The sequence below is a fragment of the Paenibacillus litoralis genome, assembly GCF_046244365.1.
Taxonomy (GTDB): domain Bacteria; phylum Bacillota; class Bacilli; order Paenibacillales; family NBRC-103111; genus Paenibacillus_V.
This window is the reverse complement of sequence record NZ_CP176395.1, coordinates 3390017-3413613: the sequence shown is the minus strand read 5'-3', so window position 1 is coordinate 3413613 and position 23597 is coordinate 3390017. Positions and strand designations below refer to the sequence as shown.

The 23597-nt window shown below is 50.8% G+C and carries 17 protein-coding genes; 3 read left to right on the top strand and 14 right to left on the bottom strand.

Annotated elements, in window-relative coordinates; all coding sequences use genetic code 11:
• Nucleotides 1–53 precede the first annotated feature (53 nt).
• From ACKGJP_RS13660 to ACKGJP_RS13650, 3 genes are all read right to left on the bottom strand, one after another.
• Nucleotides 54–1076, bottom strand: a complete 1023-nt coding sequence (locus tag ACKGJP_RS13660; protein WP_409346181.1) for a sensor histidine kinase — start codon at nt 1074–1076, stop codon at nt 54–56.
• Between the two features lie 12 nt (nt 1077–1088).
• On the bottom strand, nt 1089–1772 hold the full coding sequence (locus ACKGJP_RS13655; RefSeq protein WP_409347156.1) for a response regulator transcription factor: 684 nt from the start codon (nt 1770–1772) through the stop codon (nt 1089–1091).
• A 157-nt stretch (nt 1773–1929) separates the two neighbouring features.
• Nucleotides 1930–4023, bottom strand: a complete 2094-nt coding sequence (locus tag ACKGJP_RS13650; protein WP_409346180.1) for a serine hydrolase — start codon at nt 4021–4023, stop codon at nt 1930–1932.
• A 313-nt stretch (nt 4024–4336) separates the two neighbouring features.
• Here ACKGJP_RS13650 and ACKGJP_RS13645 point away from each other — a divergent pair, with 313 nt between their 5' ends.
• Complete coding sequence (locus tag ACKGJP_RS13645; RefSeq protein WP_409346179.1) at nt 4337–5797, top strand: alpha/beta hydrolase family protein; 1461 nt, start codon at nt 4337–4339, stop codon at nt 5795–5797.
• A 64-nt stretch (nt 5798–5861) separates the two neighbouring features.
• Here ACKGJP_RS13645 and ACKGJP_RS13640 read toward each other — a convergent pair whose 3' ends face one another.
• The 8 genes from ACKGJP_RS13640 to ACKGJP_RS13605 form a co-directional block, all read right to left on the bottom strand.
• Nucleotides 5862–6821, bottom strand: coding sequence for a MerR family transcriptional regulator (locus tag ACKGJP_RS13640; protein WP_409346178.1), 960 nt, complete (start codon nt 6819–6821; stop codon nt 5862–5864).
• A gap of 276 nt (nt 6822–7097) precedes the next feature.
• Entirely contained in the window at nt 7098–7397 is a 300-nt protein-coding gene (locus ACKGJP_RS13635; protein ID WP_409346177.1) for a winged helix-turn-helix transcriptional regulator, read from the bottom strand.
• A 37-nt stretch (nt 7398–7434) separates the two neighbouring features.
• Nucleotides 7435–8460 (bottom strand): M14 family zinc carboxypeptidase, encoded by a 1026-nt coding sequence (locus ACKGJP_RS13630; protein WP_409346176.1) that lies wholly within the window; start codon nt 8458–8460, stop codon nt 7435–7437.
• 20 nt (nt 8461–8480) lie between these two features.
• Nucleotides 8481–9359, bottom strand: coding sequence for a carbohydrate ABC transporter permease (locus tag ACKGJP_RS13625; RefSeq protein WP_409346175.1), 879 nt, complete (start codon nt 9357–9359; stop codon nt 8481–8483).
• The gene (locus ACKGJP_RS13620) at nt 9353–10261 is read right to left on the bottom strand and encodes an ABC transporter permease (RefSeq protein ID WP_409346174.1); all 909 of its coding nucleotides are present in this window, start codon (nt 10259–10261) and stop codon (nt 9353–9355) included. Before ACKGJP_RS13620 ends, ACKGJP_RS13625 begins: the two co-directional genes overlap by 7 nt.
• Before the next feature lie 79 nt (nt 10262–10340).
• Nucleotides 10341–11891 (bottom strand): extracellular solute-binding protein, encoded by a 1551-nt coding sequence (locus tag ACKGJP_RS13615; RefSeq protein WP_409346173.1) that lies wholly within the window; start codon nt 11889–11891, stop codon nt 10341–10343.
• A 313-nt stretch (nt 11892–12204) separates the two neighbouring features.
• Nucleotides 12205–14418, bottom strand: a complete 2214-nt coding sequence (locus ACKGJP_RS13610; RefSeq protein WP_409346172.1) for a helix-turn-helix domain-containing protein — start codon at nt 14416–14418, stop codon at nt 12205–12207.
• Nucleotides 14419–14741: 323 nt separating this feature from the next.
• Entirely contained in the window at nt 14742–17882 is a 3141-nt protein-coding gene (locus ACKGJP_RS13605; RefSeq protein ID WP_409346171.1) for a glycosyl hydrolase, read from the bottom strand.
• 504 nt (nt 17883–18386) lie between these two features.
• On the opposite strand from ACKGJP_RS13605, the gene ACKGJP_RS13600 reads away from it, so the two are divergent.
• A complete protein-coding gene (locus ACKGJP_RS13600) occupies nt 18387–18737 on the top strand; it encodes a winged helix-turn-helix transcriptional regulator (protein ID WP_409346170.1) in 351 nt (116 codons plus the stop codon).
• Nucleotides 18738–19123: 386 nt separating this feature from the next.
• A complete protein-coding gene (locus ACKGJP_RS13595; protein WP_409346169.1) occupies nt 19124–20014 on the top strand; it encodes a GNAT family N-acetyltransferase in 891 nt (296 codons plus the stop codon).
• A gap of 163 nt (nt 20015–20177) precedes the next feature.
• On the opposite strand, the gene ACKGJP_RS13590 is transcribed toward ACKGJP_RS13595, so the two are convergent.
• The 3 genes from ACKGJP_RS13590 to hutI all read right to left on the bottom strand — a co-directional run bounded on the left by ACKGJP_RS13590 (nt 20178) and on the right by hutI (nt 23539).
• Nucleotides 20178–20816, bottom strand: coding sequence for a HutD family protein (locus ACKGJP_RS13590; RefSeq protein ID WP_409346168.1), 639 nt, complete (start codon nt 20814–20816; stop codon nt 20178–20180).
• Nucleotides 20817–20891: 75 nt separating this feature from the next.
• Nucleotides 20892–22169 (bottom strand): NADP-dependent malic enzyme, encoded by a 1278-nt coding sequence (locus tag ACKGJP_RS13585; protein WP_409346167.1) that lies wholly within the window; start codon nt 22167–22169, stop codon nt 20892–20894.
• A gap of 86 nt (nt 22170–22255) precedes the next feature.
• Nucleotides 22256–23539: an imidazolonepropionase gene (gene hutI, locus ACKGJP_RS13580; RefSeq protein WP_409346166.1), complete on the bottom strand. Its 1284-nt coding sequence runs from the start codon at nt 23537–23539 to the stop codon at nt 22256–22258.
• Nucleotides 23540–23597 lie beyond the last annotated feature (58 nt).

The following is a 23597-nucleotide window of genomic DNA, read 5'->3' as shown; positions in this document are numbered from 1 at the left end:
GTGACAATTTTGTCATTTTGAATGGATATGAACACATTGCCCCTGCATGACCGTCATGCCCGGACAGCTTCGAACGCATTACGTACCGTAAAGGTCATCTCCATCTCCGTTCCAGCGTGCAGCACCGACTTTACCGTCAAGCCAATCCCGATTTTGAGCGCAACAGTCCGTGCCAAATAAAGCCCCAGCCCGGTCGCCGCATTTTGCAATCTTCCGTTTCCCCCGGTAAATCCTTTATCGAAAATACGCGGCAAGTCGTGCGCGGCAATGCCCGGCCCTTCATCTTTAATCGTTATTCGGACATGACCTTCAGGCGCGACTGTCGTCGACAGAAGGATCATCCCGCCCTCCGGACTATATTTCACCGCATTCGTGAGCAGCTGCCGGATGATGAAACGGCACCATTTGCGGTCCGTTCTAACGAAAGCCTCTTCCCCTTCAAACTCGACGGCTATATTTTTGTCCACGCACCAGGAAGCCAGCTCGCGCACTTCCAAGGCGGCAAGCTGCTGAATCCCGGCCTCTTCCAACACGAAATCCGCCTCCAGCGACGGCATTCGTGAAATGTACAACTGCTGGTCGATGAGCAGATGAATCCGCAGCCAGTCCGTTTCCATTTTGCGCAGCGCCGGATTGCTCCTATGGGTATCTATCGTCAATTTCATTGCGGTCAGCGGCGCTTTCACTTCGTGCACCCAGGCGGCAATATAGTCCTCCTCCACCGTACGGGCGGCACGGCTATCCGAAAGTTTACGCCGATACCAGCGACCCGCTGCCCGCATGAGCCGATTGGTTGTTTCTTCGTGGTGAAAATGGACAGGTGGCAAAGTTTCCATCCAATCTTCCTCTATCTCTTCAGCCAGATCCGCAAGCAGGCGCGAATATTTCATTTCTTTGCGAAAGCGCCACCCAAGAAAGGCGGCCATGGACAGAATGAGCAGCGTGTTTAAATACAGCATCGAAACGGCTTGGATGGCAATGCCATTGTCGATCCAGATCAGCAAATCCACAAATAACAGGGAAAGCAGGTAGAAAACAATCCAGCTTTTCCTGTCAGCCAAAAAGCGGAGCAACAAGTCAATTCCTCCTTATAACGTGGCCGCCATATAGCCAAGCCCTTTCTTCGTTACAATGGCTTCTTCCAGTTGGAAAACCGTAAGCTTTTGGCGCAGCCGGGTTATATTCGCCGTCAGCGTATTGTCGTTGACGAAACGTTCGTCATCCCACAGCCTGCGGATGAGATCGTGGCGAGAGATAACGGTATCCTTCGCCTTGACGAGCACAACAAGTATAAAGAACTCGTTCTTGGTTAAAATCACGTCCTGTCCATCTTTACGGATCAGACCGCGCTTCATATCGATAATGGAACCGTTCCATTCGATTAGATCGGCCGCTTCCTCCCCGTAAGCATACGCCCGGCGAAGAATCGCCTGAATTTGGGCCAGCAGCACGTCCATATGGAACGGCTTTTGAATATAGTCGTCCGCCCCCATATTCATCGCCATTACCATATCCAGAGGATGATCGCGCGAAGACAGAAACAGAATCGGCACTTTCGACACCGCCCGAATCTCCCGGCACCAGTGAAAACCGTCGTACATCGGGAGCTGGATATCGATAATGACCAGTTGGGGCTGTACGTGAATGAAAGCACTCATCACATCGTCATACCGCTCCGGTCCCGTGACGCGAAACGACCATTGCTCCAATCTCTCCTTCAAGGAACGAAAAATAGCGGCGTCGTCTTCGATGATAAAAATGTTCATATCCATAATGGCTAAATCCCTTCCCTCGATTGTTGCGCCAATGCGGATCATCGCGCAATCCATCTATCGATTTCTCCATCATATCATTCCGGGCTTCCATACAAAAAGGGGCGGCAAATAATCGCCGCCCGTGCTAAACCGTATTTACACAAAATGAATGCCCTTATTCCGGAAGCAGCATTCTGAACAGCAGAGCCGCTAGCTCTTGCTTGTTCAGCGCCCGTTGCGAGCCGTAGTCGATCATACCGTTCGATTCGGTCTCCTCCGGCCCGTGCAGCTTCCATTTCACTGCGGAACTGACGGCTTCGACAGCCCATTCCGACGTCCCGGGTGCGAGAGCAGCAGTAGAATCCGGCATTCTGATCCCCGTTCCGGCCAGCAAGCGGAACACGATGGCGGCTGCTTCTTCGCGAAGAATCGGACGGTCCGGTTCGAACGAGTCGTTGCCCGTCCCATTCAGCATGCCGGCCTCGACAGCGGCTTGAATGTCTCCCCGGTACGGAGAATGTTCAATATCTTGAAAGGTGGATGGATTTGCGGATGCGGGAATGCTCCATATCTTGTTGAAAGCATGGATGAAGGCTCCGCGGGTGACGGCTTCTTGAGGTTGAAACGGCTTTGTCGCATCGTCCGACAAGAAGCCGAGAGATTTCAGACCGAAAATGTAGCCGGCATACGGATGACCGGCCGTTACATCCGGGAAGCTTTGCTGAACGTCCGGTATTTTGGCCGCATAGCTGAATAAATTAAAGTACTTCAGATAGCTGATGCGACCGTCTTCATCCTTCTTGAATGCAAGCGGCTTGCCCTGTTCATCCACGAACAGCAGATCGTCAACCTGTTTCAGTTGATGACGACTGGATACATCGCTCACCAAAAGGGTGCCGTCGCCTGTCGCTTCGACCTTTGTCAGCAGCTTGATCCGCAAATCCGAATATAAGCCTTCGAACTTGGCGAGAACTTCCTTGGGCTGCGGCTTAAAGCCCTCCTGTCCAAACGTCGCTTGACGACCGGCATAATAATGATCCATAAATGCGGTAAACAGGTCGTTTCGCAAATCCTGATTGGCATTATAAGAAACGAAGACACCCGTTTTGCGGTCGGGCAGCAGCCATAGGAGCGAACTGAAGCCAAGAATGTCTCCGCCTTTGGAGATGACGTCTTCACCGTTCGTATGGGACGGATCCATAGGCGATTCAAAGCCGTACGTCATATCCGGCAAATCCGGATGGATGACGATGCGGTAGGTCGACATCGCCTTCACCGATTGCGGCGAAAGGATCACCGTGCCGTCAGCCGTCCTGCCTTCGTTCAGGAAAGCTTTCATAAACAGCGCCATATCGGAGGCTGTCGATATCATACTCCCCTCCGGCCACTCTCGCGGCGATAAATGGTACATCGGGATGGCGTCATTCGACGGATTGTAAGAAGTCACCAGCCGTCCGGCCAAATCCTTTGTCAAGGTAAAGCTGCTTGAAGACATGCCGAGCGGTTCGAACAGATGCTTTTGTATATAGCTCCCGAATGGCTCTCCGCTTGCTTGCTGGACGATGAGTCCCAGCAGCCTCGACGCGAAATTATCGTACATGTATGACGTTCCCGGCTTGCGGACGACCGGCGGGAATACATCGAAAATGCTTTCTTTTAGCGAGACCGGCTTCTGGGAATCATCGGTCAAATAGTTGGCATCGGAAGGTTCACGCACTTCAAAACCGGTCGTATGCGTGAGCAGGTTCTCGATCGTGACCGGTGCATCGAAAGGATTGGTTACTTTGTAGCCGTCCAGATACTTTTCAATATTGTCCTGAAGCGCAATTTTCCCTTGATCGACGAGCTGCATAACGGCAGCCGCCGTGAACACTTTGGAGATGGAGGCGATCCGGAAGGCGGACCCGCTTGCGTCTACCGGCGACTTCGACGTTTGGTCGGTTACGCCATAACCTTTGGAGACTAGCACGTTCCCGTCTTGAACCACGGATACCGCAACGGCGCCGGCTTTTTGCTTGATGGCATCTTGGGCAAAAAAAGCGTCAAGAAACGCCTCGACTTCCTTGGCATCGCGCGGCCCGCTCGTAAAATCTTTAGAGGGAAGCGCAAGGGCCGTGCTGCCGAAAGCGGCCGACTGTTTAACGGCGTTAGTCGGAATCGGTTCCGGCTGTTGCTGCGCGTATACGCTTGCCTCCCCGGCGAGACTCAGCGTCAGCAGAGCGGTCAGGATGCCGTGCGTGCGGCGGGTTCGTTTCTTATTCTTGTTCAATTAAATCCTCTCCTTGTTCTCTATTATTTATAAACTCAGACTACCTGCAGCTGCATGCAGATCGGATACGGGGTAACCCGACCGGATCGAACAGGCCATTCGTACATGCTTATTGTATGGGTTAGATCAGGCACCGTCGTTCGATTCCGATGACAATCCAGTAGGGGAAGGTTACATTCTTGTCACGTTAGAATATACACCTGTACAAGCCTTCTAGTTTGCCGTGAAATATAACTTGAATGTCCTCTTACAGGAGGTTGTATAGTCTGAATCAGCAAGCAGCAAGCGCTGTAAATGAGGAGGTTCTATTCTTATGAGGTCGTTAGAAATGTTGTCGGTCATCTTTAATATCCTATTGCTCGGTTGGTTACTATTTGCCAAGCACAAGCCGCAGCGGAGACTGATATTTGGTTTCGGTGTTTCTGCCCTATTCGTGCTTATGCACGGGCTGATTGAAGGCATGCGTTGGCTAATGATTCCGAACGATTTGATCATGTTAATCCCGTTGGTTATTTTAGCTGTCAGGTTTATTCCCAATTCGAAGAAAGAAACGAAAAAAGGTTCATCATCCCCAGCGCGGCTTGTTCTTCTTTCCATACTGGCGGTTCTGTATTCTTTCGCAGCCGTGGCTCTTCCGCTCGTATTGCCGGTTTTCTCATTTGAAACGCCCGCAGGGCCATACAAAATAGGAACCGTGACGTATGATTGGAAGGATAACGGGCGGGAAGAAACCTATACGCCCGAGTCCGACGACAAGCGCGAATTAATGGTCCAGATTTGGTATCCGGCCGATTCAACTGCCAAAGGCGATCCGGCCCCTTATGTTTCCAACCCGGATATTTTCGCTAATGGCTACAGTATGGCTCTACATATGCCGAAGCTGCTGTTTACCAGTATTGGTTTTGTCCAAACGCATGCCATAGAGAACGCGGAGATTTCCAATCGGGAACCTGCCTATCCGGTGCTCATTTTCTCGCATTCATTAAACGGAGTGAAGAATCAGAACACCTTTGAAATCGAACAATTAGTAAGTCATGGCTATATCGTGGTAGGCATTGATCACACGTACAACAGCACGACTTCCATTTTTCCTGACGGCCGTGTCGTCCATTTTGTACCGCAAGCAAGTAACACGATCGACTATTTAGATCAATTAAATGAAGGATGGGTGGAAGACGCCAAGTTTGTTCTGGATCAAGTGGAGAAGTTGGCCGAGAATGATCCGGATCACCGGTTTAAAGGCCGAATGGACCTGGAAAACATCGGCATGTTCGGTCATTCCTTCGGCGGAGCGACAACGACCCAAATGTTGATGACAGATTCCAGAATTAAAGCTGCAATCAATATGGACGGCGGACTTTATGGCAAACTACGGGTTCCGGCAGACGGACTGAAGAAGCCGTTTCTGATGATGAGTGCCGATGACACGCTAGCCGGTACGAAGAATATGAGCGATGCGAATATTGCTTCCCAGGGGACGACAAGAGAGGAGTTAACCAAGTTTTTTGATGACACTCTAGCACGGAACGAGTCTGTGACAGCAGGCGGTAATTACTGGATGAAAATTAAGAATATGAAGCATATGGGCTTCTCCGATACGTATTTGATCTCCCCTCTATATGAACGAATGGAAGGGGTCAATGTGAAAAAGGCCCACCGGCTTATCAATGAATATTCACTTGATTTCTTCGACCACTATTTAAAGCAGCAGCCGTTTAAACGATTGGAACAGAATATCGGTGACCATCCGGAGTTTACGTTGCAGAAAGGCTGACGATTTTACGATTGCAGATGAATAACCCGGGGGCAGTTGGCCCTCGGGTGTTCGTATGATCGGTTTACATATGGTCAAGCTTCCACTGTATACCCTGAAGCAATAAGAGGTTTCCTTTCGAAAACTGACGGAATTTCGGGCTTAAAATGGAACATAGCGTATTGAATCGTTCGATACGTTCTGTTCTATTGGTCTGTGAACAATCGGCAAAGTAGCGAAAGAAAGCTTCTTTATTGGCCGATTGCTCCGGGCTCGCATACAACATGGCGGTATCCTCGACAATGGCTTGCACAAACCGGTGATCTGCCGATAATTTCTTAATTAATGCCTTATTCAATCGATTGTGAATGTCTTCAAGCTTCTTAACCCAAGTGGCCGCATCAAATTGGGGCTGCTGAACCATAGTAAAAAACAGGAACTCGTCGTTCCTCATGTCCGATATAAACTGAGGATCGTTAATGAGCTCCTGCAGCTCATTCCAAGCGACAGTTTGCTTGGCGGATACTTTTACTTGATTGATAATGTATTTGTTAAAAAAATATAAAAGCGAGGCTCTCCATTCTTCAGGAACCCCATCTAAAAATTTGGAAGCTTCCATTTTCTCGGTGATGAACTGATTCCGTTTCTCGCTGTTGGTTGTCCGTGCGTTGACCAAATCATAGATATAACGTAATGAATCCCCTTGGTGCTTCTTCGCTTGACGCAATATCGATATCATATTCGTAAGCGTAGTAACCTGTGTCTCCAACGATTCGATCTGCCAGTCGAGCGCTTTATCAACCGGTATTTCTCCGGAGATTACCTGACTTATTTCATCAATCCCAAAATCCAGATAGCGCAAGGTTGTAACCAGCTCCAGACGCCATAAATCTTCCGTTGTGTATAATCGATGCCCCCCTTCTGTATAGCTGGCGGGCTTCACTAATCCGATTTCATCGTAGTAACGGACGGTTTTGATCGTGGATCCAATCATTTTGGCCGCTTCCCCAATCGAATAGGTCCCCGTGTTAGGTTTTGAATGCAAACCAATCACCTCCGGTAAGTTATTTTACTATCTCCTGTAACTGGAGTTTCAACAATTTTCCTTATCCGGTTCTATTATTTTTAGTCAAACGCTGTTTAGGGGGATAGTTGGTTCCGGAACTGATTTCGAAAGGGGCTATCAACGCACAACCTCTATCTTCCGTTACTTCTCCAGCAAGCTTCCAAGCGGTTTGAATAGGGCATCGACCCACTCGGAAGGACCCGACATATTTTCTCATATAGCTCATTGCACGGCTCTCCCATTCGGATGATTCCCCTATTTTTTACCAATCACGCGAAAATTATTAGCGATCCTTACAGGGAAGACCGTTTGCCTAAATAAACGATTTAACCCCCTTAACAACGAACCCTTCCTATGCCGATAGCCTAATGTCAAAATAAGCGTCAAAAAGCCCTCATCATGTCCGCATGATGGGGGCTTTTTGACGTTCGCATGCTCGTGCGTCCATTGTGCAACTACGTTCAGCGGTTCAAATAGCGTTACACCTAGTGGCGTAAGCGCATATTCCACCTGCTGTGGGACAGCCGGATATACGGTTCGCGTTGACGACCGCAATACCGGACCCGAACACCGAAGGGGGAAGGGGAGACAATCATGCTTCGCCCCCCTCCAGAAAGAATCGGAAGCATTCTTCGAACAGCACGAAGTGGCTGTCGAGAATTTCGTCGGACGTCAGCTTCGTCCCGGGAGCGTCCAGCCCCATATTGGACTCGAACGTCATGCTCATTCCCCCGCATGCATGGTGAATCGCCGTCGTCAAATTAATGGAAGGATACGGGTACTTGCCTTGATCGGCGGCAATTTGATTCCTCTCCGCAAAGGGCAGCCCCCGCTCTTCATACGCTCGGCCCATCCGGCGGTTGAACGCCTGCTGCTTCTGCATGATAAACAGCGGAATGTAGTAAATTTCGTAGAAATGATTAGGGTTGTTGGCCCCGCCGTGCAGCAAAATGGAGAAATCGACCGCTTCGCGGTCGGCGAGGTCGAGCAGTGCGCTCGTCTCCCGGGCCATCGGCGAGAAAAAATTGTCATGCATGAAATTTACGCCGTCATCGTTAAAATAGGTGCCGAGATAGTCCGAAGCGTCCTTGATCGGATGTACCGCCTTGCAATCGGGCCATGAACACAGCGATCCGTCCTTCCACGTTCCCTGCATGTAATAGACAAACTTCTCGTAGGGCACGTCGATCAGCGAATCGACAGGAAGCCGGGCCCGCCCGTCCGGATTCAGGCAAGGAATGAGGAGAAGCCGGAAACGGCGTGCATTCTCATATAGATAGTCATGCCGTTCCCCCCGGTAATCCGTCCCCGTTTCGAGCAGTCGAATCAGATTCGTCATTGCGACGATTCCCTCCAGTTCACCGCCATGAACGCCTCCGGTAAGCAGCAGGACCGGCTTGGCGTCCTTTCCTTTGCGCGCATAATGCTCCGGATTTCCCGCGCCGCAAGCCGAACCGTAGTTCGCCCTCCGTCCGAAATCTTCCTTCTCGCCGTATTCGACGATCGGGATGGGCCTCCCGCCGGCCGACACGGCAAGTTCGCGTACTTTCCCCGTCGCGACGCCGGACAGGCACGCCTCGATATCCGACAGTCCGCCTTTCCAAAAATCCTGAATCATGCGTGATTCCCAACCTCTCCTTAACCTTTAACCGATCCGATCATGCTCCCTTGCACAAAATGCTTCTGAATAAACGGGTAGATCAGCAAAATCGGAAGCGTGCCGACGAGAATGACCGCATATTTCAGCGACTCCAGCACGACCGCCTTTCCTCCTACGGCCGAGCTGACCGTCATATCGCCGACCTGACCGATCATAACGATATTGCGAATCGTCACCTGAAGCGGGAGCAAGTTCGCGTCCCGAATGTAGATAAGCGCCGAGTAGAAATTGCTCCAAATCGCAACCGCATAGAAGAGCGAGATCGTCAGCATCACGGGCTTCGATAGCGGGAGAACGATGCGCAGCAGAATCCCGAGATCGGACAGACCGTCCATTTTGCCGGATTCCTCCAGCTCCCGCGGAATTCCTTGAAAAAACGTGCGCATGATGATCAAATACCAAGAGGATACAAGTCCGGGCAGCACCATAGCCCACCTCGTGTCAAGCAAGCCGTAGCTGCGGACGGTCAGGTATGTCGGAATCATACCGCCCGTGAACAGCATCGTAAAGACGACGAGCAGCATGAACGTTTTGCCGAAGACGAGATTTTTGCGGGACAGCGCATACGCCCCCATCGTGGTGAAAATCAGCGAAAGCGTCGTGCCGAGCGCGACATAAACGAGCGTATTCTTATAGCCGGTCAGGATGCGATTGTCTTGCAGCACGGCTTTGTAGGCATCGAAGTTAACCCCTTTGGGCCAAAGGACGATTTCATTGCGAAGGACGGGCTCCGAGGAGCTTGCGGATACGGCTGCCATATGGATGAAAGGAAACAGCATGGAGCAAACGAAGATTCCCATCAGAAGCACGTTCGCGATATCAAAAAGACGAGTTCGCCTATTCATTTTCCTCACCATAAGCTGGTTTCCCCTAATCTGCGGCTGATCTGATTGCTGGCATACACGAGCATAAAGCCGATGAGTCCCATGAATAAATCGATGGCCGTCGCGTAGCTGAATCCCCCCTGCAAAATACCGATGCGATATACATAAGTCGAAATAATGTCCGACGTGTCGTATGTGGCTGCATTGGAAAGAAGAAATACTTTTTCGAAGCCGATTTCCAGTACGTGGCCGATCTGCAAAATGAACAGAATGACGATAGTCGGGGCAATCCCGGGCAGCGTGACAAACCAGGTTTGCTTCCATCTGCCGGCGCCGTCCATTTTCGCCGCCTCATACAACTGCGGATCGATCGTCGTGATGGCCGCGAGGTACAAGATCGAGCCCCAGCCGACTTGCTGCCATATTTCCGAGCTGACATAAATCGTGCGAAACCATTCCGCTTCCTGCAGGAACGCAATGGGCGGAATACCGAGCCACCCGACAGCCCGATTAATCAAGCCCGTGCTTGGCGACAGGAACATCACCATCATGCTGGAGACGACCACAGTGGACAAAAAATAGGGAAGATAGCTGACCGTCTGAACAAATCGTTTATACCATTTGCTCCTGAGCTCATTCAGCAGAAGCGCCAAGACGATCGGGGCCGGAAACCCGAACAGCAGCTTGTAGCCTCCGAGAAGGACCGTATTCTTGATGATTACGAGGGCGTCGCGGTTATCGAAAAATTGCTTGTAATATTTCAGACCGACCCACGGGCTTCCCGCAATCCCCTTGAACACGTTGTAGTCCATGAACGAGATGAAGATGCCGAACATGGGTACGTATTTAAACAGGATGTAGTACAATAACACCGGCGCGAACAGCAGGACGAAGGTCCGGTCGCGCTTCAGCTGTCTGAGGATGGAAGGTTTCAAGTCGGCGCCCCTTTCGGAAAGAAATCGACAGGACTGAATACGAATCCGGCATCGATTCAGCCCTGTAGTCATTTCGCTTCTATTTGGTATTTTTCTTCAGTCGATCCAGTCCGACCTGGTAGGCATCGGTCAGCTTTTGCACGCCCAATTTGTTCAGCTCGCCGAGGAATGCGTCCCATTGCGTCATCGGAGTTTCGCCCATAATAAACTTGGTTACGGATGTTTCATAATATTTTTTGACTTGGTCCTCGGTTGCCGAGATGGCGTTCTTCTCGTCTCCGGTCAGCGGAGGCAACGCATTGATCGTCGGAAATTGATATTTCGAAGCTTCCGCGAACGAAAACTGTTCGTTCTCATTGCTGAGCGACAAGGAGGCGGTAAAATCGGCCAGCCCGTACGCGCCTGTCGTCATGATCCCCAGCTCTTTGCGCAGGTCGTTCGGTTCTTTAAACTTCGCCAAAAACTTCCGTTTGCCGTTCTCGACCGTATACGTTTCCCCTTCTTTCCCCCAGCTGAGAATGTCCTTCCCTTCTTTGGAATAGATGAAATCGAGATAGCGCAGCGCAGCGTCCAAATTTTTGGTCTTGGAGGATACCGCAAAGCCGTATTCCTCAAGGTCCGCTTTCGGAATATAGGCCTTGCTTCCGCTTCCAAGGGGAGGCGCCATGAACTTCAGATGTCCGCCGTTCTGAAGCTGTGTGTTCATGATTTCGATTTGACCGATAAATTGAATCGTCATAAACGATTTGTTCGTCGTCACAAATTGCGTCCAAGCCTTGTAATCCATCGAGAGCCAATCCGGCGGAATCAGGCCTTCCTTGTGGAATTTGTTCAAATACTCCACCATCTTCTTAAAGCCGGGATCGGCCACCCCGAATTTGATCTTGCCCGTTTCCTTGTCCTCGTAGAAGGACGGATAGATCCCGAATTGCGGACCGAAATATTTGAGCGTATTGATCCCGTGCCGGAACAGGAACGGATAGCTGTCCGGGTATAGCTCCTTCAGCTTTTTCGCCGTGTCGTACACTTCATCCCACGTTTTGGGCTCTTGAAGATTATGCTTCTTAAAGATGTCGTCCCGATAAAACCATACGACCTGATTTCCCGCGCCCGCCCCATCGTTGAGCACATGGTACATTTCCCCGCCGGGCGACGTCATTCTTTGGGCGACATCCGGCCTGGTCGCGAGGAAAGCTTTCAAGTTGGGCATCTTGTCCAAATGTTTGGACAGATCCAGAAACGCGCCCTGCGGTCCGTACTTTTGAGCGTCGGGAGGGAAAACGGAAAACAGATCCGGCATCTCTCCCGAGGCGATAGCGAGAGCCAGCGATTCGGGTCCCGTCTGCATCTCCTGGTTGATCGTAATATTCGTCTTCTCCTTGACCCATTTCCATACGGCCCAATCTTTCTTGACGGGCCAGGCGGGAGATTGATCGGTCAATAAACGCAAGGTAGCCGCTTCGCGCGCTTTGCTCGGGGTCGACGCCCCCCCTGTTGCACTAGCGCTTGGTACTGGCGAACCGCTCGCTTGGGTTTCCGTGCCGCTTCCTTTGCCGGAGCAGCCTGCGACAATCGCGGATAGCAGAATCAATACGACTGCGCCATTTTTTTTGTTTATGTTTCTGTTCAAGCTGATCACACCGTCCCTTTTTCGTTTTCCATTGCCGATATTCTTGGTCAAGTCATGCGCATGAATTCGCTTTCAAGATGGTCTCTCATCCGGATAACGCTATCATAAGCGGGATAGGGGCTAACATGAAATAAACGGAACCGAACAACTTGCAACTCCTTTCAGGTTTGATGAAAAAAAGTTCAGTTTTCGCAAAAGGGCCCATGCCGGAATTAACGACATACGGCTTCCATATCCATCAAGCTGCCAGCAATGGGGCACTTCAAGAGTAAACATGCTGAGATATTGAAAAAAGTTCCATTACGGAACTTTTTCATAGTGAGGTATCGATTCGTTTCCGGTATTCGGTTGGCGTCACGCCCGTATATTTCTTGAACATCCGGTTGAATGACGTTATGTTTTGATACCCGACCGCCTTCGCGGCATCGTGAATCTTGATCCGGTTGTCGGACAGCAGGCTCGTTGCTTTCGCGATACGGGTTTCATTGATATAATCAACGAGATTTTTGCCGATTTTCGCTTTGAAGTAAGAAGACAAATAGCCGCTGCTAATTTTCAGCTTCTCGGCCAGCACATCCATATAGATTTCTTCCGATAAATGCTCGTTTATATAATCGATGACGAAAGACGTAATCGGGAGCCTCTCTTCTTTTTTCTCCTTCACGGCCTCCGCGACCTGCGTCACCCACTCTAGCAAAAGCCGTTCCAGCTCTTGGGTCGTACAGCATCGCTCGATCCGTTCCCCCGCCCGGTCCAGAATCGACTCGAGCCGTTCCGGATCGAGATGCGAGGGACTCGCGGCGTTCCTGATTTTGCCGATCACCGACTCCGCAAACCGGAGCTGCACTGCCGCCGTCAAATCTTTGCCGTTCCACTTGGCAAACAGCCGTCCCAGGAGCGCAATCAGCTGCGGCGCGTTCCCTTCCCTCAGATTGACCTCGAATTCTTTATCTTGATCCGCCGAGAATACGATGGCTGCCGGTATCTCGGAGCGCTCGCGTATAATCTGCGCTTCGCTGATCAAGCGGCGCTCACCGATCAACAGCTGCGCCTCCTCATAGGCGGCGGTCAACTGATCCGACGACGAATGGATCGGCGTCATCGCGATCGTCATGACGCCGTATTCCTTGTCATGGTCGAATACCGCTTTCATCTGTCCGAGCTGTTCGGCCAAGTCGCTCGTACGCTCGGTGAATACGAGGCTCAAGATTTGATCCCGCTCGATCTGGAACGTCAGCGAATCCGGGAATGCCGGCTTCAGCTTGCTGTCTATATAGGTTTTCAAATAATACAGCCATTTCTGGAAGGACGCTTGCATGTCTGCATCGAACGTGTTCTTCTGAATGTGATAGAGCACGAAGACGAACGGCTTATCGGCAAAATCAAGGCTCGCGGTGTCGACCTCCTGACTCCTTATCGCTTTCAGACGGTTGATGAAGCTGAACTGCTTGCGCAGCATCCGATTGCCATGGATCTCGTCGCTGATAATATTGAATTCGCTGATGCTCGACCGATAAGGCACGCCCTCATTCATGAAGCGGATCGACTCGATCACTTTCTTCAGCGGGTTGTTGATCCGTACGGTGAACAGAATCGCAATCATGATGCTGAGCGTAATGGCGACGACCATAATGATCACCAGCGTAATGTTCAACCTGGTTTGATAAGCGATCCGTTCGACGGGAACCCGGTACATGTACTGATACCTCGTCGTTTGGCCCGTCTTGATAAAATGATATCTTTCATCCCGCACGAACACGTTCCCGCCGTATTTGTGCAGATCGTCTTTGACGGCAGACGGCTCTTGATTTCCGCTTTGGAACAGCGCCTGCCCCATGTCGTCGAATAGAACGAAATCGTCGTATACGCTTTGATGGAAAGCTTTATACATTTTCACCGCATCGAGAAAGACGACCATATAGAAATCACGATTGCCTTCGTTCTTGACAATTATGGGAATGAAGTCGCCGAGCTGCTGCGGGCGATCGCGAAACAGGGTCGTGCTGATCAAGGAGGACGGCAACACCTTCAACGTATACGTTTCGGAGAACTGCTGCTTCCAGAAGTCCAGCGGGTATTCGGCGCTATTATAAAACACGTTGAACATGGACTCGGCATTCGTGCTTGTCCCTTTCTCCAGCACGAGATCGTTACGCTTCGAATACAGCACGATATTGTCGATAAACAAATACGGATTGGCGACGAGCGTCGAGATTTCGCGTATGATTGACGGAAAGTTCGTGTAATTGGGGTTATTCTGCATCCGTTGAACTTCTTCGCCGAAAAAAAACAGATACATCTGCTTTTTCACGAGATCCAAATGCTTCTCGTAGCCGTTCATCGTGTTTTCCAGCATCAGCGTATTGTACTTGACGATCTCCTGCCTGACGTTCCGTTTCGACACGGAGATGGAATAAATCGTAAGCGAGGCGAGCAGCAGAATGATGACCAGAAATCCCGCAATGAGCCGAATGAACAGGGAATTGGATCTGCGTCTGAAGAACAGGACCGGTTGAAGATGTTTCATGTGAGCCCCTCACCCTTTATATGGAATGACCTCTGATTTTTGGGCAATTCAATCTTAACAAGCGAATGGAAGAGTGTAAACCATATGACCGCAAACGGAGGGGGGGAGGGAATAGAAAAATACCAATTTTCGAAAAAGAGCCCATATTTCGTTCAGAGGATGAAGAGGAAGGGCTATCCCCGAATCCGTTCGGACACGGGAAATAGCCCCTTTAGGCATGGTTATTGGGAATTGCAATTGAGACCAGTCGCTGCTGCTTCAGACATCCCGCGCGAGTGAACGCGCTTCCCGACATCTTTTGATGCAGCAAAAAAGCCCGTCGTTTAAACGGACTTTTCATGGACCCGAAAGATTTGAAATTGTTCCATCAAGCCGTAGGGATGAAGGACGTATTCGGGCGTATAATCGTGTCCCGTAGGGCGGAACGACCACCAATCCGTCCAAGCGGAGTCGGACCTTGCTTCATGCAGGGGGCCGAACAGATTGCGAGGACTGCCGACAACCTCGATATCGATCCGGTTGTTTCCGTCCACCAGCCAATCGGTAAGCTCGACGGTTCCCGCCGCTCGCCACGGGATGGACTTCTCATGCCGTCCGTTCACCATTAGGCGCACAGTGACCGCTTCGTACGACCCTAGCTCCATCACAATCCTCATGCCTTCCGACGGATCCGCCGCAAAGTCAACATGATAGATCATGCTTCCGCAATAGTGCGGATAGCCCTGCAAGCACCAATCGCCGAACCGCAGCTGCTCGGGTTCCCGGACGATGCGGCGGCCGTTATCTACGGCAAAATCGCCGATAAGGAATGCGTCCTCGATCTCCATATCATGGGTATAAGCACAACTGACTTCCAGCACGTTCTCTCCCGGGAGCAGTGAAGGAAGCTTAACGGTAGTCATGCTGCGATCAAGGTACCAGCCTGACGGTCTCTCCGGCAGCGTCCGACCGTTCAACCGAAAATTGAAGCGCTCGGCCTGCTCGAAGACGATGAACGAGTCCGTAGCGGGAATGTCTTTGACATGGAAGACGAAACGAAACGCCGTCTCGGTACCATTATGATCATGATCGTCATGTATCCAGAAATACCTTTGGAGGCCGCCGTTCCTGTAAACCTGCCTCATCTGCAATTTCTCGCGAACCTCTCTCTGAGCTTGCCATACGCTCATCGTCCCTGACCATGCTTCATCCCGAACCCGGTATTGACATTGATCCAGTACTAGCGCATTCGGAGTCGTGCGGGTGAACGATCCGACTGAACGAATACCGGTGAGCGGCTGCCGCACTTCCACTTTTTCCTGTATGGGATGTGCAGGCTTATCCTTGGACGACCGGAAAAGTACATACAACTTGGAATCCGCAGGACCGAACGTTTCCGCAAATACGACATCCCCCTCGCTCGATTTCACGGCCTTCTCCTTCCGATCGCCGGTTAGCGAATTCCATTCTTCCAGCCGCCCGCTTCCCTGGATGCGTACTACCGCTTCGATTGAGGCATCCCGATCATTGTTGACAACAAAAACGACCGTGCAGTCGGACAGCTCGCGACGCATGTAAAGAAGTCGACCGTCCTCCCGCCCGCTGCGGTCGGTCAAGCTGACGGAACGGCGAAGAATCGTCTTTAGTTCCGTCCACAGATCATGACTGGTCTGGAACGATCTGAAGCGGGGATGCCCGGTAAGGCATTGCAGCCGGGCATCGGGTTCCCCATTCATGAACAGGGGCGATTGACCGAACGACAGCACCTTTCCCCCGGCATTCAAGTAGGCAAGCAGCAGTTGAGCGGTCGAGCCGAGCAGATTGCACAGATCCGGGAGGACGACGACGCGATAGCTCGCCTCGCCAACCACCAATCGCTCCCCCTCTATTCGTCCGATCTCCTGCATAATCATCTCGTCTCCCAGATCGAAATCGTAGTGCTCGCCAAGAAGCTGCCGAACCATCCGGTTAAATTCCCGGTCGTATACCCGGAGCTCCTCCGTATTTCCGGCTTGATTCCGCCATTCGGCCGCCTCGACATCCACTCCCAACTTCGTCCATACCGAAGTAGCCGGGTGGATAACGAGCACGTCCCGCCTCGCCCTTCCTTCGCTGAGCACCGCTCCGAGCCGAGCAAAATAGTCCTCCATCACCCGGTTATGCCCCCACCAGTTCGTATGGGAGTTAAACGAAGGCGGGTAATCCCGCTTTCGGCATCCGCGAATCGTGTAGAGCGACAAATGATGGGTTAGGAGGTTGACGCCCAGCGCAAATTGCCAGTCTCCAATCCATTTGCGCGATTCGAAGGTGAGGCCCCACCCCGTCACGCCGTACGTTTCCGAGATAACCTTCTTCTTTCCGTATTGATTGGCGACACTGGACACTTGCTTGATCGTCAGGCTTTCGTCCGTTTGCTCGCATAGCGTATCGATTCCAGGCACATCGAGATAGCGGTAATGAGGCATAACGGCGCCGCCATGTTGCGTCGCTCCGACAAGATCCCCCTCCGCGCAGAAGTGCCCGGCAAATGCAAGACCATTCGCCCGGCACCAGTCGCCGATCTGCTTGGTGAAGGAATCGCAAAACAGCTCCGTCACCGTCTTCCAATAATCGTGCCGAATTTTGGGGGAGAAGGGGCCGCGGAAAAAAAGGTACGGGAACGTATCCCATAATTCATACCCATTTTTCTCGGCGAAAGCTTCGGGCAATCGGTCGGACCACGAGATCCAGGTCATCTCGGGTGCGTTAAGCCCCTCCTGAAACCCCCGTATTGTAGGTTCGTCCGTGAATATTCCGGGGACGGTGTGTCCGAATTCCTCCCCTATAACATCCTTGTAGTGTTCATGCGTCGTTTCAATGAATATTCGGGCCGATTCGGGGTTCATAGGATCCGGGTAAGTATCGCCGTGGCACCATTCGTTTGCTGAGGCAATATGCCTGCGCACGATCAGGTAGACGTTGTCCTCCTCGAGCAGCTTCCATTCCGCACTTGGGTTCATGATCCTGACGCAGCTTAGCAGATCGTCGCCGAGTATGTTCGCCAGGTAGACCGCCTGTATGGACTCTTCCGGCTCGAAGCTGCGGCACACGCTTAACGATAACGCCTTCGCCCGTACCGCGTCGCCGCCGATTCGAGGCACTTTTCCGCCCCCCACGCCGGACGAATATCGGTCTTCATCGTACAACCACACCGAGACCCTCTCCGCTTTCGCTTTCGCGACCGTTTCCTTGACATGTTCCATGAATTCATCACTCAAGTACGGCGTCTCCAGCCCTTCCCGCACGTGGATCATAAAACCGCCCATTCCCTGCTTCTTAAAGCCTTCAACCTGTTCGTTCAATTCGCTCTGCTCCAGCTTAGCGTTCCATGACCAGAACGGTACGCCACGATGCTCCATCGGCGGTTGCGACCATTTGTCGACCAGCTCGGCATAACCGATCGATTCATTACCTGTTTTTCCGTTCCGTAATTCCGGCTTCCCCATCTTGTACGGCCTCCATAGCAGACAAGTCGTTTTTTCATCCGTCTGATATCCTCATCTTAAAGGGAGACCGCGCAAGCAGGAAATAAACGATATTGTATAACTTGCAACTTCTTTCCGTTTCCTTAAAAAAGCATCAATTTCCGGAAAAACGCCTAAGTATCGATAAAGCGGAATCAATGACCGGTTGACCAGCCGGCCTTTTCCCCTCTGCTGCCTTCAGGCAGGGAAATCCCGACGCGCTTGCCCGAGTACGTGCCGGAACGTTCCAAATGGTTCATAATGAGCCGCGCTGTCTCCTTGTAAATCCATTCGCTCCGAAAATGACAACGTTCATTTGTACCTCCTATGCATACGGTTGGATTTTAGGTTCGTTAAAGAGCTCTTAGCCCCAAGTGAACTATAGCATGCTTCCGAAAATCCCAACAAGAATGCACTTTTTCGTGATATACTAACCAAAATGTGAGTTATGGGTACAATAACCGACTTTACGAGGAGGAGGAAAAGATGGTACCGTCGCTGCCTGTGCAGCTGAAGGGCATTCATGAATGTCCCCATCGAGGCGTGTTAGATCTGATCTTCCAAAAATGGTCGGTCATCATCATTTATCATCTGCACCGGGCCCCTCGCCGATATAACCAGCTGCACCATAGTATTGAGGGGATTTCTCATAAAATGCTTGCGCAAACGCTCCGTCACCTCGAGTCTGCCGGCATTGTCAAGCGAACCGTCTTTCCGCATGTCCCTCCTCAGGTGGAATATGCGCTGACGCCGTTAGGCGTAACGTTGATCGAACCTCTTAATGCAGTAGCACAATGGACGCACGAGCATGCGTATGAAATACGGCTAGAGGAGTAGGCGCTGTCGGTGTAACGGTTATAGGTAACGATTCAGAAAAGAGGTTTTGATTGTTTATGATGAAACTTATTAATCGCTAATTAAAATTCCAACGAATTTAATAGTTGCAAAAGGTCAAATTAAGGCTATCCCCTTAGTTCTATTTTTAATGCCCTTTTGCGATGAGCGGTTAAGAAGACATTGTATCTGATCAAAACAAATTTCCTGTTCGATCATGACATCTTATCCTGAGGGATAGGTATGTTTCATCATTGACTGAAATTTGACCATGAGAAGAGAAATCTTCTTGTGGTCTTTTTGGCATGTATAAAGGAGGTGATCGCCTATAGATCTGTTGTCGATTGCTTGAACATGATAAAAAAACATTCGAGAGTGGAGGAGTTGCCGTGAACGAGTATCAGCTCATAAGTGACTATAAGCAGATCGAAACCTATAGGGAGAGCTTTTTTGAGCTTGCCAAGCATATGTTTAAGCTGGATTTTAAGGAGTGGTATGACAAAGGCTGCTGGAATGACCGTTACATCTGTTATTCCTATGTAGACGGGGATCGGGTTATTGCGAATGCTTCCATCAGCAAAATGGTTCTGACGTCTAATGGGAAGGAATATAGAGCCATTCAAGTGGGCACAGTGATGACGCATCCGGATTATCGCTATCAAGGGCTGGCAACTAAGCTGATGAATCATATCATAGAGAAATACGAGAAGGATTATGATTTTATCTTTTTGTTTGCTAATGATACCGTACTGGATTTTTATCCGAAGTTTGGCTTCGAGAAGGTTCAGGAAAGCAGCTTCAGTATGACGGTTTCAGACTTGAACAAGCTCGCTGTTCAAAAATCCGCTTTGCGCAAGCTGGATGTCGACAATCGGGCGGATTTCGAGTTGATGAAGGAATTTGCGGCAAGAAGAATTCCCGTATCGTCAACATTTGGCGTAAAGGATCATAAGGGTCTGTTGATGTTTTACTTTCTTATCGTTTTTCGTGACGCAATCTATTATGACCAAGCTGAGGATGCGATTCTACTATTTGAGCGGGAAGAGAACCGGCTCCATGTTTTTGACATTGTAAGCAAGAAGAAAATCAATCTGGAGGCTGTTGTCAACCGTATGATATCCGATGAGACGGAGCTCGTTCATTTTCACTTTGTGCCCGATACTGATAATGTGAATATCCAGAAAGCCTATATCACAGAGACGGACGATACGTTGTTTGTTCGACCATTATTAATAGATGGAGTGAACCACTTTACGTTTCCGCTTACCTCGCATGCGTAATATAAGTCCTAAACAGATGTTCCCTAACGAAAATAAAAAAGGGCCTCTCATTAGACTGGTACCCATAGACTGGACACTTAGAAAAAAGGTGTTCAGGCTGTGGGTACCGACGTTGCGCATCTCTTTGCGTAAATGCCCTACCCATGCAGCATCCGTTCGTCGCTTACTTCTTGTTTGTACTGCTTTTGACAATGCGGACCCGTACGACATGCGCGGCAGTTTCATGCCCGTTCTTAATGGTAATTTTATTATGTTGGAAGGAACTGTCCCGATGGATTAGAATCAGGTCCCCCTCCTCTAAACATAGAGGTTTATCTTTGTGTATTCGAATGCTTACTCTGCCCCGGCTGCAATAAAACGCCTCCGTTACTTGTGCGAACTCGTCATCTTCCGGGCAGCCAGCTAATTCGAGAACCGTTCCCATCCCGATAGACAACGCTTCCAGCTCTCCCTGGCATCCCTCTGCCATCATAAGATTAAAGTCTGTTGCCTTTCCTATGCTCCGGGTGACCCCTCCCCCGCTGAAGCTGTCCTGATCGAATTCCCTCAGGTATACCCGATGACTGCCTTCATGATCCAAAATCAACTCTCCCTTGAGCACCATTAGCTTTCGCCAAACATGAGAAAGAGAGGTAAACAACGTCTGTTCTGCATCGATGGTAGCCGTACTGATTCGCCATATAAAATTTCGTTCCTTGTAATCCGCTTCTTCCGGATAAATGGCGAGCTGCGTTGTCGTTCCGCCCGACCAAGCGGTCGTTTTTTGCTCATGTTTTCTTAAGACTTTTATCGAGTTAGACATAGTAGACCTCCGTGTCCCCCTTCCCGAACTGACTAAAAAAAAGGACCTGCACATGCCAAGTCCCAGGTCTGCAAACTATTTTGTCGTATCCGCATACCATGAAGAATAGGAGCCCACCGCATCGACTTTGCGGATCCGTTTCTTTGTTCGGAGGACAACCTCTTCCACATTAACGGTTATGCGTGCACACCCTGTTTCCATGGCGGCTTGGGCAACGGCTGCAGCTACGCTCGAAGCGACTGCCGGATCGAAAGGATGCGGGATCACATAGTCCCGATTCCGTTTATGTTCCGGTACCAAACCGGCTATGGCGTGTACGGCGGCCAGCTTCATCGCCTCATTGATCTCTCTGGCTCGCACGTCCAGCACACCGCGAAAAATTCCCGGAAATGCCAATACATTGTTAATCTGGTTCGGGAAATCCGAGCGTCCAGTCCCGATAATCGCGGCTCCGGCAGCCTTGGCTTCCTCGGGCATAATTTCGGGTACAGGATTGGCAAGGGCAAATATGATGGAATCACGGCTCATCGAGCTGACCATTTCTTTCGTTACCGCCCCAGCCGCAGAAACGCCAATGAAAACGTCGGCCCCTCTCAACGCATCTTCCAGCTTTCCTTTTACTTTTCCTCTATTGGTGATGCGGGCAATCTCCTGCTTGAACGGATTCATTCCTTCTTGTCTTTCTTCATGCACAATGCCCTTCGTGTCGCACATGATCATATCCTTGACGCCCATTTGACCCAAAAGCTTCATCGTCGCAATGCCGGCAGCTCCCGCGCCGTTGACGACCACGCGAATTCGGTCCATCGTTTTGCCTACCAGTTGGAGTGCGTTTATGAGTCCTGCCGCTATGACGATAGCCGTACCATGCTGATCGTCATGAAATACGGGGATGCCGCATTCTTTTTTTAACCGATCTTCTATTTCAAAGCAATCCGGTGCCGCAATGTCTTCTAAATTAATCCCTCCGAAAGAAGGAGCTAACTGTTTGACGGTTTTAATCAATTCCTCTTTATCGCTAGCGTCCAAACAAATCGGAATAGCGTCTACGCCAGCAAAAGATTTGAAAAGCAGCGCTTTCCCTTCCATCACCGGCATGGCTGCATGCGGCCCGATATTTCCCAAGCCGAGCACCGCCGTACCGTTTGTGACAACGGCTACCAGATTTCCTTTCATCGTATAGTCATAAACTTTATCTTCTTCGTTATATATTTCTTTGCAAGGCTCCGCAACTCCGGGAGAGTAGACGAGACTCAAATCGCGGACTGTCTCAACCGGAATTTTGGAAAGCACCTCCAGCTTTCCGGCATATTTTTCATGCAAGCGAAGTGCTTCTTCACGCAAATTAGACATCTTGCCAACCCCCTCTAAGGCATTGATCGACGCATCTCTTTTATATCCATCCGCGCCATTTAATCGCTTCGACCATTCGCTAACGGTTATGAGATCCGTTTTCCGTTCGAGACTACCTTTTCCCCTTGCTTGAACACGGTATGAACATGATTGATTCCAAAGTAATAAGGAAGATAGGCCAAATGTTTGGCATCGAAAATAACGAGATCCGCCTTTTTACCGGGTTCCAAACTGCCCACGGAATCCGCCTTCCCGATCGCATGTGCCGCATTGATGGTAACGGCGGTCAGAACCTCTTCCGGCGTCATCCCCAATTGGAGGCATCCCAGCGTCATGACGAGCTGAATCGATTCCGTAGGCGAGCTTCCCGGATTATAATCCGTGGATAGGGCCACCGCGAGACCCATCTCGATCATTCTGCGCGCTCGTGCATGGTGCTTCAGCCGCAAATTAAAAGAGGTGGCCGGCAAACATACGGCGATAACGCCTGCCCGCTGCATGGCTTCCAGTCCTTCGTCCGATGCGGCGATCAAATGCTCGGCGGAGATACAGCCCAGCTTGCCGGCTAACTGCGCGCCGCCCATCGGCTCGATTTCGTCCGCGTGGATTTTAAGACCGAGGCCGAGAGCCTTCGCGGCAAGCAGGATCCGCTCCGATTCCTCTACGGAAAATACGCCGTGCTCGCAAAACACATCGCAAAATTCAGCAAGCCCTTGACGCTTGACTTCCGGAAGCATCACATCGGTGACAAGCCTTACAAACTCCTCGGACCGGCCTTTATATTCTTCCGGCACCATATGGGCGCCCATAAACGTGGATACGAGATCGACCGGATGTTCCCGGTTCAGCTTTTGGACGACCCTGAGCTGCTTGAACTCGTCTTCCAGCGTCAAGCCGTATCCGCTCTTGGCTTCCGCCGTCGTAACCCCGAAGGCGAGCATCGTATCCAAGCTTTTGAGAGCTTTCGTATACAGTTCTTCCTCCGACGCCTGCCGGGTGGCACGTACGGTGCTTAGAATCCCTCCGCCTTGTGCTAAAATATCCAAGTAGGACATACCTTTCAGCTTCAAATCCAGTTCGTTCTCGCGGGAGCCGCCATGAACCAGATGCGTGTGGGGATCAATGAGTCCCGGGGTCGCCAGCAAGCCCTCGGCATCGTACCTCTGTACGACCGGCAGACCGCCGATCAGAGAAGCCACTTCATCCTCCGGCCCCGCCGCGACGATAATCCCGTCCCTGATGGCCACGGCCCCGTTACGTACTGCCGCCACATCCGACATGTCGCCGCCTCTACGCGCACCCTTGCTGCCTTTCATCGTAATGAGCGTCCCAATATTGTGGATCAGCAGATCGATCGGCTTGTTTTCCATCGTTTTGTCGCTCCTCGACATGCAGCAATCCCTTTCGGACTTGCTGCACGTTACTTTT

Bases quoted from the DNA above. Each gene is read 5' to 3' on its own strand.
- ACKGJP_RS13645 (WP_409346179.1), top strand. From the start codon at position 4,337: ATGAGGTCGTTAGAAATGTTGTCGGTCATCTTTAATATCCTATTGCTC.
- ACKGJP_RS13655 (WP_409347156.1), bottom strand. From the start codon at position 1,772: ATGGATATGAACATTTTTATCATCGAAGACGACGCCGCTATTTTTCGT.
- ACKGJP_RS13610 (WP_409346172.1), bottom strand. From the start codon at position 14,418: ATGAAACATCTTCAACCGGTCCTGTTCTTCAGACGCAGATCCAATTCC.
- ACKGJP_RS13600 (WP_409346170.1), top strand. From the start codon at position 18,387: ATGGTACCGTCGCTGCCTGTGCAGCTGAAGGGCATTCATGAATGTCCC.
- hutI (WP_409346166.1), bottom strand. From the start codon at position 23,539: ATGGAAAACAAGCCGATCGATCTGCTGATCCACAATATTGGGACGCTC.
- ACKGJP_RS13625 (WP_409346175.1), bottom strand. From the start codon at position 9,359: ATGGTGAGGAAAATGAATAGGCGAACTCGTCTTTTTGATATCGCGAAC.
- ACKGJP_RS13630 (WP_409346176.1), bottom strand. From the start codon at position 8,460: ATGATTCAGGATTTTTGGAAAGGCGGACTGTCGGATATCGAGGCGTGC.
- ACKGJP_RS13585 (WP_409346167.1), bottom strand. From the start codon at position 22,169: ATGTCTAATTTGCGTGAAGAAGCACTTCGCTTGCATGAAAAATATGCC.
- ACKGJP_RS13605 (WP_409346171.1), bottom strand. From the start codon at position 17,882: ATGGGGAAGCCGGAATTACGGAACGGAAAAACAGGTAATGAATCGATC.
- ACKGJP_RS13590 (WP_409346168.1), bottom strand. From the start codon at position 20,816: ATGTCTAACTCGATAAAAGTCTTAAGAAAACATGAGCAAAAAACGACC.